The sequence below is a fragment of the Methylobacterium sp. J-088 genome, assembly GCF_022829295.1.
Classification (GTDB): Bacteria; Pseudomonadota; Alphaproteobacteria; order Rhizobiales; family Beijerinckiaceae; genus Methylobacterium.
On the sequence record NZ_JAKSYH010000171.1, the window covers coordinates 23,773 to 38,331 of the forward strand.

General features: G+C 71.4%; 13 protein-coding genes. 5 read left to right on the forward strand and 8 right to left on the reverse strand.

Translation table 11 applies throughout. The annotated features are described in order from the left end of the window. The first annotated feature begins 49 nt into the window (after positions 1–49). From truB to MKK63_RS18980, 4 genes are all read left to right on the forward strand, one after another. A complete protein-coding gene (gene truB, locus MKK63_RS18965) occupies positions 50–1,078 on the forward strand; it encodes a tRNA pseudouridine(55) synthase TruB (protein ID WP_244004505.1) in 1,029 nt (342 codons plus the stop codon). A 195-nt stretch (positions 1,079–1,273) separates the two neighbouring features. Further along, positions 1,274–2,668: a dihydrolipoyl dehydrogenase gene (locus MKK63_RS18970; protein ID WP_244004606.1), complete on the forward strand. Its 1,395-nt coding sequence runs from the start codon at positions 1,274–1,276 to the stop codon at positions 2,666–2,668. A 75-nt stretch (positions 2,669–2,743) separates the two neighbouring features. Then, positions 2,744–5,359 (forward strand): histidine kinase dimerization/phosphoacceptor domain -containing protein, encoded by a 2,616-nt coding sequence (locus MKK63_RS18975; RefSeq protein WP_244004507.1) that lies wholly within the window; start codon positions 2,744–2,746, stop codon positions 5,357–5,359. Beyond that, entirely contained in the window at positions 5,356–5,964 is a 609-nt protein-coding gene (locus MKK63_RS18980) for a biliverdin-producing heme oxygenase (protein WP_409564533.1), read from the forward strand. The genes MKK63_RS18975 and MKK63_RS18980 overlap by 4 nt, the downstream gene beginning before the upstream one ends. Positions 5,965–5,974: 10 nt before the next feature. Here the strand turns inward: MKK63_RS18980 and MKK63_RS18985 are convergent, their stop codons facing one another. Beyond that, positions 5,975–6,868, reverse strand: a complete 894-nt coding sequence (locus MKK63_RS18985; RefSeq protein ID WP_244004509.1) for a LysR family transcriptional regulator — start codon at positions 6,866–6,868, stop codon at positions 5,975–5,977. A 96-nt stretch (positions 6,869–6,964) separates the two neighbouring features. Between MKK63_RS18985 and MKK63_RS18990 the strand changes: the two genes are divergently transcribed. Next, positions 6,965–7,411, forward strand: coding sequence for a DMT family transporter (locus MKK63_RS18990; RefSeq protein WP_244004511.1), 447 nt, complete (start codon positions 6,965–6,967; stop codon positions 7,409–7,411). A gap of 5 nt (positions 7,412–7,416) precedes the next feature. Here MKK63_RS18990 and gmk read toward each other — a convergent pair whose 3' ends face one another. From gmk to MKK63_RS19025, 7 genes are all read right to left on the reverse strand, one after another. Continuing rightward, entirely contained in the window at positions 7,417–8,079 is a 663-nt protein-coding gene (gene gmk, locus MKK63_RS18995; protein ID WP_244004513.1) for a guanylate kinase, read from the reverse strand. A 39-nt stretch (positions 8,080–8,118) separates the two neighbouring features. After that, positions 8,119–8,976: a YicC/YloC family endoribonuclease gene (locus MKK63_RS19000; protein WP_244004610.1), complete on the reverse strand. Its 858-nt coding sequence runs from the start codon at positions 8,974–8,976 to the stop codon at positions 8,119–8,121. A gap of 181 nt (positions 8,977–9,157) precedes the next feature. Further along, the gene (gene mltG, locus MKK63_RS19005; protein ID WP_244004515.1) at positions 9,158–10,555 is read right to left on the reverse strand and encodes an endolytic transglycosylase MltG; all 1,398 of its coding nucleotides are present in this window, start codon (positions 10,553–10,555) and stop codon (positions 9,158–9,160) included. A 163-nt stretch (positions 10,556–10,718) separates the two neighbouring features. Beyond that, a complete protein-coding gene (mutM, locus tag MKK63_RS19010; RefSeq protein ID WP_244004517.1) occupies positions 10,719–11,609 on the reverse strand; it encodes a bifunctional DNA-formamidopyrimidine glycosylase/DNA-(apurinic or apyrimidinic site) lyase in 891 nt (296 codons plus the stop codon). A 97-nt stretch (positions 11,610–11,706) separates the two neighbouring features. Next, a complete protein-coding gene (locus MKK63_RS19015) occupies positions 11,707–12,345 on the reverse strand; it encodes a Smr/MutS family protein (RefSeq protein WP_244004519.1) in 639 nt (212 codons plus the stop codon). Then, a complete protein-coding gene (locus MKK63_RS19020) occupies positions 12,342–13,472 on the reverse strand; it encodes a murein transglycosylase A (RefSeq protein WP_244004612.1) in 1,131 nt (376 codons plus the stop codon). The genes MKK63_RS19015 and MKK63_RS19020 overlap by 4 nt, the downstream gene beginning before the upstream one ends. 69 nt (positions 13,473–13,541) lie before the next feature. Further along, positions 13,542–14,255: a Tim44/TimA family putative adaptor protein gene (locus MKK63_RS19025; RefSeq protein ID WP_244004521.1), complete on the reverse strand. Its 714-nt coding sequence runs from the start codon at positions 14,253–14,255 to the stop codon at positions 13,542–13,544. Positions 14,256–14,559 lie beyond the last annotated feature (304 nt).

Sequence of the window (14,559 nt, forward strand, 5' to 3'; positions counted from 1 at the left end):
AAAACCGAACGAGAATGGGACGGGGCACGACCCCGGGGGACGCGAGGACATGACGGTTTCCATCGAAGATCATCCGCAGGGCGAGCGCCCGGCCGGCGGCTCGGTCGGTGAGCGCCGGCCCCCGGAGGGCCGTCGCCCGCAGCGTGGACCGCGCCCCGACCGCCCCAAGCGCCAGGACGTGTCGGGCTGGGTAATCCTCGACAAGCATGTCGGTATGACCTCGACCCACGCAGTCGCGGTGGTGAAGCGTGCCTTCAACGCCAAGAAGGCCGGCCATGCCGGCACCCTCGATCCGCTGGCTTCCGGCATCCTGCCGATCGCGCTCGGCGAGGCGACCAAGACCGTTCCCTTCGTGATGGACGGCCGCAAGGCCTACCGGTTCACGGTTCAGTGGGGCGTCGAGACCGACACGGACGACGCCGAGGGCCGTCCCGTCGCGACCAGCGAAGCCCGGCCGGATCGCGCCGCGGTCGAGGCCGCGCTGCCGGCCTTTGTGGGCGCCATCGAGCAGGTGCCGCCGCGTTACTCTGCGATCAAGATCCAGGGCGAGCGCGCGTACGATCTCGCCCGGGAGGGTGAGATCGTGGAACTCGTCGCCCGTCCCGTGCAGATCGACCGACTCGCTGTGATCGAACATGACGGAGAGCGGACCGTGATCGAGGCCGAGTGTGGCAAGGGCACCTATGTCCGCGCGCTCGCCCGGGATCTCGGTCGGATGCTCGGTTGCTACGGTCACGTGGCGGCCCTGCGCCGCACCCGTGTGGGACCGTTCTCCGAAGCCGAGTCCTGCCCGGTCGCCACCCTGTCGGAGGGCACCCCCGAGGCGGCACTCGCCTATCTGCGCCCGGTGGAGACGGCGCTCGACGCGATCCCGGAGGTCGCTGTGTCCCGGGATCTCGGCCTGCGCCTGATGCGTGGCCAGCCGGTGATCCTGCGCGGCCGGGACGCCCCCGTGGAGGGCAAGGCCTTCGCCACCTGTGCCGGCATCCTTGTTGCCGTCGGCGACGTCGAGCGCGGCGAGCTGGTGCCGCATCGGGTGTTCCACCTCGGCGGAACGGCGCCCGGCCGCGGGGTGTAACGCTGCCGCCGCGCCCCCGATCGAGCGGCAGCGATTCCCCTTACCCCCGCCGGGAGGGGGGATGTCGCACCGCACATTGGTCCGGCTGCGATCCGAGCTGCCCGTAGGCACCTCAGTCTAGGTGAGGCTCGTGCGCGCAGGCGGAACGAACCTCAGCCGTAAGACTTGGGCCCCGGCAGGTGATTCGGGGGAATGATGGGCGAGCTGGTGTGCGACGTCGCGGTGATCGGCGCCGGAACAGCCGGGCTTGCCGCCTATCGCGCCGCCACCGAAGCCGGCGCCCACGCCGTCCTGATCGAGCGCGGCCCCGGCGGCACGACCTGCGCGCGGGTCGGTTGCATGCCCTCCAAACTGCTGATCGCCGCCGCGACTGCCGCCCATGCGGCGCGCAACACCGATCTGTTCGGAATTCGTGTGCGGGAGGTCGCCGTGGACGGACCCGCCGTGCTGGCGCGCCTCCGCGCCGAGCGCGACCGCTTCGTCGGCAGCGTCCTCGAGGGCCAGGACGACTTGCCGGAAGACGCGCGCATTCGCGGCAGCGCCCGCTTCGTGGACGCCCGGACGCTCGCAGTCGGAGAGGGCCTGCGGATCCGGTTCCGGGCCGCCATCATCGCCACGGGATCGAGCCCGATCGTGCCGGGGCCCCTGCGCGGCCTCGGCGATCGCCTCCTCACCACCGATACCTTGTTCGAGATGCCCGATCTGCCGGACTCGCTGGCCATCCTGGGGGCCGGCGCGGTCGGGATCGAGATCGCTCAGGCGATGGCCCGGCTCGGTGTCGCCGTCACGGTGATCGACGCGGGCGATACCATCGCGGGTCTGAGCGAGCTGCATCTCACCCGCCAAGCGGCCGGGATCTTCGGCGCCGAGATGAACCTGAATCTCGGCGCCACGCTGGTGAGCGCGGAGCCAGAGGGCGACGGGGTCCGCCTCGACTGGATCGATCGCCAGGGATACGGGCAGGTGACGCGGGCCGCGATGGTGCTGGCCGCCACCGGCCGCGCGCCGAACCTGGACGATCTCGATCTCCCCGCGGCTGGCCTGCGCCTCGGCGCGGACGGCGTCCCGAACTTTGACCATAGCACCCAGGTCTGCACCGGAGCGCCGATCCTGATCGCAGGTGATGCCGATGCCTGGCGGCCGGTGCTCCACGAGGCGAGCCGCCAGGGCAGGATCGCCGGCACCAACGCCGCGGCCCTGGCGGCCGGGCGGCCGGTCCAGGCGGTGGCGCCCTGGACGCGCCTCGCCATGGTGTTCACCCATCCGCAGGCCGCCGCCATCGGTGCCCCCTACGATCCGGGTGCTGACAACTGCGTGATCGGCGCGATGGATTTCTCCGATCAGGGCCGCGCCCGCGTTGAAGGACACAACCAGGGCGGCCTCCGGTTCTGGGCCGATCGGGACGGACGATTGCTCGGTGGCGAGATGCTTGGCCCCGCCGTGGAGCACCTCGCCCACCTTCTCACTTACGCGGTCGCGGACGGGCTCACGGCCCGGGATGTGATCGAGCGGCCGATCTACCATCCCACAGTTGAAGAAGCACTGACGACCGCTCTGACCGACATGACACGAACGAAAAACCAGTGTTGATCGTGTCGCGATCCCGAGCATTGCGCTCGACCGATATCACCGCCATACCCGTTCGATGAGCTGATTGGGTTCCTGATGCCGCCGAGTCCGGCCGACGACAGCACGATTGACCTCGATGTGCTCGCGCCCGACGCGATCGACCGCCTGGATCAGGGGGTGATCGGTCTGGACGCCGCCGGCGCGGTTGTGGCCTTCAGCGAGGGCGCGAGTGTGCTTTCGGGCTTCGCGCGCGAGGCCGTGCTCGGACGCGACTACTTTCGCGACGTGATGCCCGGGGCCAACGTCCCGAATTTCCGGGGGCGCTTCCTCGCTGGCGCACGCCGCGGCGCCCTGGACGAGCGCTTCGACTACGTGTTCGGCCGGGTGCCGCAGCCGCTGCGGGCCCGGATCCACATGCGCCACGGGATTATGGCGGGCGGTCCGCCGGTGACATGGCTGACGATCGATCCGATCGAGAGCTTGGGGGCCGGCCAGTCCCGGGAAGCCGTCCTGGCGGCGATCGGGCGTCGGGTCCGGGCCGAGCCGGTGGATGCCAGCCTGTGCGAGCGCGAGCCGATCCATATCCCGGGCTCGATCCAGCCCAACGCCGTGATGCTGGCGGCCGATGTCAGCACGCTGATCGTGCTCGCCTACTCGGCCAACATCGATGAGATCGTCGATCCGATCGTTCTGCCCCTGGCGGGGCGCCCCCTCGGGGAGATCCTGCCCGCACCCTTCGTCGAGACCGTCCGGCGTCGGCTGGCGGACCAGACACTCGATGACGGCCGCTCGGTCCGCGCCCGGCTCCCCCTGCCGGGCCGCGACGCGACCTATTATGCGGTCGCCCACGCCCATGCCGGACGCGTGATCGTCGAGCTGGAGCTGGAGCCGGACTCGGCCGCCGATTTCGCCACCGCCAGCCAAGTCGATACGGAACTCGCCGTCGGACGCCTGCGCACGGCCGAGACCCTGACGGATGCCGCCCGGATCGCCGCCCTGGAGATCCGGGCGCTCACCGGCTTCGAGGCGGTGCTGGTCTATCGGTTCGACGTGGATTGGAACGGCGAGGCGGTGGCCGAGGACAAGACGCGCGACTGGTCGCGCAGCCTGCTCGGCCTGCGCTTCCCCGCCTCCGACATCCCCGCCCAGGCCCGCGCACTCTACACCAAGGCCAAGAGCCGCTTCGTGATCGACCGCGACAGCGTGCCGGTGGGGCTTGTCTCGGCCGCGGGCGCCGGCAATGGCCCGATCGACCTGACCTTCGCCCAGCACCGGACGCTGTCGCCGATCCACTTGGAGTATCAGCGCAACCTCGGCGTGAACGGCTCCATGTCGATCTCCATCATGGTCGACGACCGGCTCTGGGGCCTGATGATCGGGCATCATCGCCGCCCGCACTACGTCACGCCAGAGACCCGCTCGGCCGCCACCGTGCTGACCGATGCCTTTGCTATGCGGGTGCAGGAGATCGAGTCGCGCCGCCTCTGGGCCGAGCGGCAGGCGCATCTCGATGTCGAGGGCCGCCTTGTGCGCCGCTTGACCCGCTCCGACGACTTCGTGAGCGCCCTGACCGATGGTGGGACTACGCTGCTCGATCTGTTCAGCGCCACGGGCGCCGGCATCGTCTCGGGCGGGCGGGTCACGCTGATCGGCCGCACGCCCCCGGCGGATCGGGTCACGGCGATCGCGGACTGGCTGCAGACACAGGTGCCGGCGGGCGAGTTCAGCTACAGCAGCAGCAGCTTCACCGCCGACTATCCGGACGCGGCGCCGCATCGGGAGATCGCCAGCGGGCTGCTCGCGAGCTTCGTGGATCAGTCGCGCGAGAACCTGCTCCTCTGGTTCCGCCCCGAGGTGCCCAGCACGGTCACCTGGGGCGGCGATCCGCGCAAGCCGGTACTGGCCGGCAGCGGTCCGGTGGCGGTGCTGCCGCGGCGCTCGTTCGAGCGCTGGGTCGAGGAGCGGACCGGCTTCGCGGCCCCCTGGGCTGAGTGGCAGATCCAGCTCGCCGGATCCCTCGCGGAGGCGGTGGAGGGCGTGGTTCTGCGCCAGCGCCGCAAGATCGACGAGCTGACCGGCCTGCTCGCCGAGAAGGAGCGGCTACTGGAGCAGAAGGATCTGCTCACCCGGGAGATCGACCACCGGGTCAAGAACTCCCTGCAGATCGTCTCGGCCTTCCTGCAGATGCAGCGTCGCCAGATCTCCGATGGTGAGGCCCGTCAAGCCTTCGCCGACACCTCGGCCCGGGTGATGAGCGTCGCCCGGGTGCACGATAGCCTGTACCAAGCCGAGCGCGTGGACGAGGTCGATCTCGGCCAGACCCTCGAGAGCCTGTGCAACGACCTCGCGGAACTCGCGGGCGAGGGCCATGCGGTCGATCTCACCGCCGAGCCGGGCCTGATGGTGCCCTACCGCAAGGCGGTGGCGCTCTCGCTCATCGCCACGGAACTCGTGACCAATGCCTTCAAGTACGCGGCGAAGCCAGCCGGCGGCGGTCGCGTCGAGGTCAGCGTCTCGGCCTCCGGCCCCGGCGAGGTGCGGCTGCGCGTCTGCGATGATGGCGCCGGCCTGCCCGATGACTGGACCAACGCCAAGGCCCGCGGCAAGGGTTCAGGGCTCGGCATGAAGCTGATCCGGGCTATGCTCGAGCAGATCAACGCCCGGCTCGACGTCGCCAACAATCCCGGCGCCTGCTTCACGATCACCGCGTGAGCCCCGCCAACCCGATCCGGCGCGACGGCCTGCACGCGCGTCTCCGTGCGGCCACCGACCCGGCCCACCGGGCGTTGGAAGCCGGCCTCGATTGGCAGGCGCGGGTCGCAACGCTTGCGGGCTATCGCGACCTGCTGGCCCGGCTTCACGGCTTCCACGCCACCTGGGAGCACGCGATCGGCGCGCAGCTCGCCGACGAGCCGTTCCTGGCGCCCCGGCGGCGCCTGGCGCTCCTGGCGGCCGATCTCAACCATCTCGGCCTCCCCCCTGCGGCGGTCGCGGCGCTGCCACGGCCGAGTTCTGTCCCGCTCCTTAGTCCCGCTGCGGCGACCGGGGCGCTCTACGTGCTGGAGGGCTCGACCTTGGGCGGCCAGCTGATCGGCCGGCACATCGCGGGCCTGCACGGCCTCAGTGAGAGGGGGCTCACTTATTACCGCGCCCACGGTCCGCGCAACGGGGCGATGTGGTCCGCTTTCCGGACGCGGCTGGACGCATTCGGCGATGATGCGGAGGCGGAGGCGACGCTGACCGGTGCAGCGGTGGCGACCTTCGCGGCGATGCGGATATGGCTCTGCGCGCCGCACGGGGTGCCGGCCGCAGGCTGACCCCGCCAGATCATCGGCCTACCAACGCGTCCCGCTCCGCCTTCAGGTGGTCGATCAGCCGCTCGGCGAGGCGGCTCGTCGGCCGACCGGCCGGGCGCAGCAGCAAAGTTTCGATCTGCAAAGCGGGCCGGAATGGCCGCAGCACGATCGGCAGGCCGCTCAGTTCCCGTGCCGGCAAAGGATCGACGATCGCGATGCCCAGTCCCTGCGCGACGAGCCCGCAACGCGCGGCGGTGTATTCGGCCATCAGGGCGAAGTGCGGCGTCACGCCCGCGGCCGCGAAAACCGCCTCCACGGCCGGCTGCACGGATCCGGATCCGCCAGCAATCAACGGCAGCCCGGCGAGATCCGTGACAGTCACGACGCGCCTGGCCGCGAGGGCGTGCCGCCGCGGCAGCGCGCAGACAGCCGCCAGGTTGAGGAACGGTTCCGCCTCCACCGCCGCGTAGCCCGATCGGGGCCGTGCGAGGCCGAGGTCGCACTGGCCCGACGCCGCCCAGGACCAGATCGTATCGGGGCTCGGCACATGAACCGAAACCCGCAGGCCCGGACTTTCCGCGTCGAGCCGCCGGAGCGCCCGGGGCAGGAGCCGTGAGGCCAGGGAAGGTTGGCAGGCGATCCGCAGCGAGCCGGTTCCGCGCTCCCGGATCCGCCGGGCGGCGTGGTCCAGGTGGTCCAAACCCGCGAAGGTCTGCACAACCTCATGGGCGAAGGCCTCGCCCTCCTGGGTCGGGATCGCGCTGCCGTGGCCGCGGACGAAGAGCGGGAAGCCGAGATCCGCTTCCAGCTGAGCGATGGCGCGGCTCACATGGGGCTGACCGATCCCCAGGGCCTGCGTGGCCCGGGTCATGCCACCGTGGCGGATAACGGCGCGGAACAGGTCGAGATGGGCCGGATTGATCATGCCGATCCTGCATCGACTCGCAGCGTCCGGACATTTGACGGCATGGGCCGATGCGGCTGTCAATGGCGGCCCGATCCAACCCGTGAAGGTTCGTCGATGCTCGCCCTTGCCCTTTCCGCCCTGCTCGCCGTCCTGGCGGGCGCCGGTCTCGTCGTGCAGCAGATCCTGAACGCGAACCTGCGCACCGGGCTCGCATCGGCATCCTGGGCTGGGGTGGCCAGCTATTCGGTTGGCCTCGCCTGCATGGCGCTTCTGGCCGCCGTCCTGCGCGATCCCCTGCCGGCCGCGAGCATAGCGGGCCGCATCCCCTGGTGGACCTGGAGCGGTGGGCTGTTCGGCGCGCTCTTCATCGGACTCGCCATCGTACTGGTCCCGAAGCTCGGCGCTGCGACCTTCTTCGCCCTGCTGGTAACGGGCCAGATGCTCGCCTCGGTGCTGTTCGACCAAATCGGCCTGCTCGGCCTCGCGCAGCGGCCCATCGACCTGCCGCGCCTCCTCGGGGTTGGGCTCCTGATCGGCGGCGTCGTGCTGATCCGCCGGTAGGGACCTTACGGCGTTTCGGCCAGCAGCCCGTCCACAAAGGTCGCAAGACCGGTCCGGCGGGCGCGCTTCAGCCGCTCGGCCGCCAGGATCCCCTGGAGGGCCCGGAAGGCGTTCTGCAGGTCGTCGTTGACGATGACGTAATCGTACTCGACCCAGCGCTGGATCTCGGTCCGGGCGTTGGCGAGGCGCTTCTCGATCGTTTCGGCCGAATCCTCCGCCCGGCGCTCGAGGCGCTGGCGCAGCTCCGCCAGGCTGGGCGGCAGGATAAAGACCGTCACCACGTCCTGGGCGAGCTTGGCGCGCACCTGCCGCGTGCCCTGGTAGTCGATGTCGAAGATCATGTCCCGGCCGGCGCCCAGCACCTTCTCCACCGGGCGGCGGGGCGTCCCGTAGAAATTGCCGTGGACCTCGGCCCATTCGAGCAGGTCGTCGCGGGCGCGCAGGTCTTCGAAGGCCTCGCGTTCGATGAAGTGGTAGTGCCGGCCATCGATCTCGGAGGGGCGCCGGGCCCGGGTGGTCACCGAGATCGACAGGTCGAGCGCCCAGGCGGGGTCCTGCGCCACCGCCCGCGTGAGCGTGGTCTTGCCTGCCCCGGAGGGCGAGGACAGGATCAGGATCAGCCCGCGCCGGGCGATGGTTTCGGAGACGGTTCCGTCCGGCTCGGTCATCGGCGTGGCTCTGCGGTGTTGCGCATCCGTACCCTCACGTCACTCGATGTTCTGGACCTGCTCGCGGAACTGCTCGACCACGGCCTTCAGGTCGAGCCCGATCCGCGACAGGCCGATGTCGTTGGCCTTGGCGCACAGGGTGTTGGCTTCCCGGCCGAATTCCTGCGCCAGGAAATCCAGGCGTCGGCCGACCGCGCCGCCGGTCGCCAAAAGCTCGCGGGCGCTCACGAGATGGGCCCGGAGCCGGTCGAGCTCCTCGCGCACATCCGCCTTTCCGGCGAGCAGCATCGCCTCCTGATGAAGCCGGTCCGAATCGAGGCCGGTGCCGCCGAGCGCCGCGACGGCCGCTTCCAGCCGGGCGCGCACCGCTTCGGGCTGCCGGGCGGGACTGTCCTCGGCGGCCTGGGTCAGCGCGGTGATCCGGTCGATTTGGGCGGTGACGACCTGTTGCAGCTGGCGCCCTTCGGAGCCGCGCGCCGCAATAAGATCCGCCACCAGCCGGACCGCCCCTTCGGTCAGATCCCGGGTGAGGGCGTCGCTGTCGGCCGTCTCGTCCTCGACCTCGACGACGCCGCGCAGGCCGAGCAGCCCGTCCATCGTGGCGGGGGCCATGCCGTCGGGGACCGGCACCCGCGCCACCGCCTGCGCGAGGCCCGCCAGCAGCGCCTCGTTGATCCGCACGCGCGCGGCCGTCTCCGGCTTGGTCAAGGTAAGGGTCAGCTGGCACTGGCCGCGGGCGAACGCCTTCTGGAGCGCGGCGCGGGCGGCCTCGCCCGGCCCGTCCTGGCCGGCCGGTACCCGGACGCGCACCTCAAGGCTGCGCCCGTTGACGCTGCGGACTTCCCAGACCCAGTGCACCGGCCCGGTGGTGCCCGCCGCCCGGGCAAAGCCGGTCATGCTCGCGATCTGGGCCAAGGCGAACCCCGTTGCGGTGAAGATCGGCGCCTGTAGCACGGATCGTCCCACCGGGAAGAGGCGCCGGCGAGGTTCTTCCGGGGTAACCGACCCTGAAAGCAAAGGAGCGTGGTCGATCCTGCTCAGCGCCGCGGATCGGGCTCCGGCGGGTATTCTTCGCCCCTCAGCGTCGGCCCTTGGGCGCGGGCGTCGGCGCTGCGAGCGCCGGCACGGACTTCGGCGAGCCCAGATCGTAGCTGCGGTTCTTCAGCGGATCCAGCCGCGTCCCCTCGGAGGCGTCGAAGGCCCGGCTGCCCGGCGTGCCGGTTTCGAGGAAGGCCGCGTTCGTGCTCCCCCCGTTGTCACCGGGCGCATAGGCCGAGGCCCGGCCCGGCGTCGCCGGATCGGGGCCCGGCTCGACCTTGTCGACGGCGTCCGGCGGCGCCTGCCGGCTCTTCTCGACTGCCCGCCAGCGGGCGACGTTGCGCTGATGCGCCTCCAGCGAATCAGCGAAGGCGTGGCCGCCGGTGCCGTCCGCCACGAAGAAGAGATCCTTGGTGCGGGACGGGTTGGCCACCGCCTCCAGGGCGGCTTTGCCGGGATTGGCGATCGGGCCCGGCGGCAGGCCCTCGATCACATAGGTGTTGTAGGGGGTCGGCCGGTCGATCTCGGAGCGCATGATTCCGCGCCCGAGGGTGCCGCGCCCGCCCACGAGGCCGTAGACGATCGTCGGGTCCGATTGCAGCTTCATCCGCTTGTTCAGGCGGTTGATGAACACGCCCGCCACCCGCGGCCGCTCGTCGGCCCGGCCGGTCTCCTTCTCGACGATGGAGGCGAGGGTGACCATCTCGGCCGGTGTCCGCACCGGCACGTCGGCGCTGCGGCGCAGCCAGATCTGGTTCAGCACCTCGCGCTGCTTCGTCTTCATCAGATCGACGATCTTCTGGCGCGTCGCGCCGCGCTCGAACTTGTAGGTGTCGGGCAGGAGCGAGCCCTCCGGCGGGATCTCGTTGATCTCCCCGGTGAGCACGTCGTTCTCGTTGAGCCGCGTGACGATCTGCTCGGAGGTCAGGCCCTCCGGGAAGGTGATGGCGTGCTGGACCTGCCGGCCGGTGGCGATCGTGTCGAGCGCGTCGGCGATGCTGGCATGGGCCTTGAACATGTATTCGCCGGCCCGGAGCGCGGGGCGTCCGCCGAAGCGGGCGGCGAACTCGAACAGGCCGGTATGGTCGATCACGCCCTCGCGCTTCAAGGCGTCGGCGATCTCGCCGGTGCCGCTGGGCGGAATCACCACGACCTTGTCGCCCGCAAGCGGCCCCGCCTCGCGCACCTGCCGCTGAAACAGCGTGATGCCGATCATCGCCGCGATGGCGATGACCACCGCGAAGGTCAGCGCGCCGCTGACGACGCCGACGAAGCTGCTGCGCTCACGCTCGGGGCGCTCCGGGGGCGGCGGGGCGACGGTCGGCTTGATCGCCTCGCTGGGCGAGCGCGGCGAGAGCCGCTGCGGCAGGGCAGGCTCGTCCGTCGGATCCCGCACGATGCGTTCGGGCGCGGACGTCTTTGAGCGGCGGAAGAACATCGGGATCCTGTCTGGGTCCGCGCGACCCGTCACGCGTCGCGGGCCGGGATCGGCTGCCCGCAACCGGGTGCGCACGTCGAGGCTTGAGACCCTAGTCGGGTTTGTGGCGAAAATGCCGTTCCGCGGCATCCAAGGGCCGGATCGCAGCCATCGGACCGGGCCGTCAGCCGGGCGGTTGGCAGGTCGCGCACAGGAAGGTCGAGCGGTTGGCCTGCACGATGCGGGTGATGGCGCCGCCGCAGCCGGGCCGGGTGCAGGCGAGGCCGACCCTGTCGTAGACCCGGAAGGCATGCTGGAAGGCGCCCGAACTGCCGTCGGTGTGGGCGTAGTCGCGCAGCGTCGAGCCGCCGGCCTTCACGGCCGCCTCCAGCACCTGCACGATCGCCTTGGCCAGGGCATTGGCCTTGGGTGTCGGCCGCCCGTCGGGCCGGGCGAGGGTGCCAGCCGGAGCCTCGGGATGCAGGCGCGCCCGGTGCAGGGCCTCGCAGACGTAGATGTTGCCGAGCCCCGCGATCAGGCGCTGGTCGAGCAAGGCGGCTTTCAGCGGCGTGATCTTGTGGCGGAAAAGCCCCGCGATCACCGCGCCGGTGAGCCCGTCGAGGGGCTCGACGCCCATCCGGGCGAAGTGGCGGCATGTTTCGAGATCGCGGCTCGGGACGAGGTCCATGAACCCGAAGCGGCGCGCGTCGTTGTAGGTGACGGTGGCGCCGGTGCTCATGGCCATCACCACGTGGTCGTGCTTGGGCGTGCCCTGTGCCCCCTCAAGGTAGAAATCCCCCGGTGAGAGGTTGCTGCCATCGGGCAGGGCCACATCGAACCGGCCGCTCATGCCGAGATGCATGATCAGCGTCTCACCGGAATCGAGGCTGGCGGCGAGGTACTTCGCCCGGCGCGCGAGGCCCGTCACGGTGCGGCCCTCCAGCCGGGCGGCGAAGCGCTCGGGGAAGGGGAAGCGCAGGTTGGGCCGGCGCAGGGTCACGCGGCTGAACCGGGCCCCGACCATGGCGGGCTCCAGCCCCCGCCGCACCGTCTCGACCTCGGGAAGCTCCGGCATCTCACTCGCGGCTCGCGGCGCCTCGTGCGCCAGCTTTCGGATATCGGCGGGATCGGCCCATGCCGCAACGGCTCAGGCCCGCGCGGTTTGCCGCTCCTCAGCGCCGCCGCAGCCGAACGTAGAGCGCGCCGCCGCCGCCATGGTGGCGCGCAGCCTCCTCGAAGCCCAGCACGATCCCGCGCAGGTCCGGCCCCCGCAGCCAGTGCGGTACGCTGCGGCGGAGCACGCCGCGCTCGGCGAACGCCTCTCCGTAACTTGAGCCGCCCTTGCCGGTGACGACCAGCACATAGGCATGTCCGGCGGCCCGGGCCCGGAGCAGGAAGCCCGTCAGCGCGGCATGCGCCTCGGCCTGGACCATCCCGTGCAGATCGATTCGCGCGTCGATGGCGAGCCGCCCCCGGCGCAGACCGACCTTCGCGGTTCGCTCCAGCCCGGCACTCGGAACGTGGTTCTGAGGTGGCGCTTGGTAGGGCAGGGCGGTGGCCGGACGCGGTGGCTCCGGGGCCGGTTTGGGCGGCGGCTTCTGGGCGCGCGGCTCTTTTGCGATCGGTGGCGCGGTCGGCTTCAGGATCGGCGCCGTCAGCGGCGGCATCGTGGCGGTCGGAGGCACCGGAGCGGGGACCGCCTCGGGAATCGGCGTGGCCCGGCCCGGCAGCGGCGTCACCAACTTGGCGATCGCATCCCAGAGCCGGGTCTCCCCGGCGCTGAGGCGGCGCCCGCGGCGGGGCGGCCTCATCGGGGGGTCCCGCCCGGCATGGCTTTCGGCAGAAGCACCACGAAGCCGATCGCGTCGCGCAGGTTCCCGGCCGCGATGCCGGCCTGCGCGCCGGTCCCGACGAACAGATCGCCCCGGGCCGGGCCGACGATCGCCGAGCCCGTGTCGCCAGCGATCACGAGGCGCCCGGCTTCGCCCGGCCCCGCACCCGGAAGCGGCCCCGCGAGCCAGAACGGCAGCCCGTAGCGCCACAGAGACGCGTCCACCGCGAGGCTGCGGCCGGGGCTGAGCGGCACGTTCGCGGCCCCCGGCGGCCCGAGGGCCGGATCCTCGATCGGGGCGAGGCGGAAGAAGATGTAGGAGGCGTTTGCCCGGATCAGGCGCTTGGCGATGTCGGGGTGGTCGCGCAGCCAGCCGGTCCAGCGGGCCAGCGTCAGGCCTTCCAGGGGCAGGTGCCCCTCCTGCACGATCAGCTTGGCCACCGCGGTGTAGGGCCGCCCGTTGCGCCCGTCGTACAGCACCCGCACCGCGCGCCCGTCGGGAAGACGCACGCGCCCGGACCCCTGGACCTGAAGAACAAGCAGATCGACCGCGTCGCGCAGCCACAGGATCGGCCGCGCCTGCGCGCCGAGGGCTCCGTCCTCGATGGCGGCGCGGTCGGGGTAGGGGCCGAACCCGTCGGCTGTGGCGCGGGCGGCGCGCAGGGACGGATCGAGGCCGGGCCGGGTCTCGCCGGGGCCGAGGGACACGAGATCGTCGGGACGGGCGAGGACCGGCGTCGGAAAGTCCGGTCCCGGATCGCGGGAGCCCACCAGTTCGGGTTCGAAATAGCCGGTGAGGAAGCCGATCTGGCCGGCACCCGCACGGTCGATGCGGAAGGCGTCGAAGCGATCGCGGAAGAACGCGGCCGCATCCGGAACATCGCCTCTCGCCGCCGCGCAGGCTTCGGCGAATGCAACGGCGTCACCGGCGACCCCGGCGGGCTGCGGCAGAGCTGGCGCCGGGGCGGCGCAGACCCGGCGGAACGCGTCCAGGGCTGCGGCAACGCCCGGTCCGGGAAAACCCGGCAGAGCCTCCATGGAGATCGGCGTCAGGGTGGCGCCGCCGACCATGGCCGGCGCGGCGGCCGATACCCCGGTCGGAGCCATCGCCAGAAGGGCAGCCGTGACGGCTCCGGGCCAGGTCCGCGGGATCGTCACGGTGCAGCTATCGAGCGGTCAGGCGCCGGCCTCGGTGGCCACGAGCTGCCAGTTCGGATCGCGCGAGCCGAGGGTGCGCGCGAAGGTCCAGACATCGGGCACCTCGACCACGGTCTCGGCGCTGCCATCCACCACCTTGCCCTCGGCGTTGCGGGTGGCGGTGATGAGGTTCGACAGGAAGCGTACGGTGATCTGCGCGACACGGTTGCGCACCTCGACCGCCACGATCTCGGCCTTGTCGATCGATACGAACGTGGTCTCCAGGGTCTGACGGTTGCGCTCGCGCTCCGCGATCGCCCGCTCGAACGCCTCGCCGACCTCCTTGGACAGGAGCCCGCGCAGGGTCTTCCGGTCGCCCTTGGCGAAGGCGATCATGATCGCTTCGTAGGCCGACTTGGAGCCTTCCAGGAACGCGCGCGGATCGAAGCCCGGCTCGGCCTGGGCGCAGGCTTCCAGGCCTCGGGCGACCTCGGAGCCTGGCTCGGCGATCCCGCGCCAGTCGCGCGACGCCGGGGCGGTGGGCGGGGTCGGGGGCGCCCGGTCGGCGCCCGGCAGGCGCACGACGTTGTCGCCCTCGCTGCGCGCCTGCGGCTCGGTGCGGCTGCGGTCGACCGGCTTGAACGGCGAGCGTTCTGCGCCGGTCTTCTGGCCCAGCACCGAGCGCAGACGCCAGATCACGAAGACCGCAAGCGCGAGAAAGATGATCGTCGTAACGTCGAAACTGTCCTGCATCACCGATCCGATGGTGGCCGCGGCGCGACCCTGGGCCCCTTGCTCAGGTCGCGCGCACTGCGACGCCGGCAAAGCGCGCATAATCCTGGCGACTCATATCTGACCAACGCGCCGGGAGCGAGCCGGTTATACCCGCGCATCCCGAACCCGCGATCAGGTTCCGATATGGGTCACGGCGCCCGCCGCTGCCAGCGCCCCGCCAGCTCGCGCGACCAGCTCGCTTGTCCAGGCCCGGCGCCCGTGTTAGCGGCCCTGCCGTTCGGGGCAGTTCCGCGGCGCGATCCAGCGGCACCCGCTGAGACAA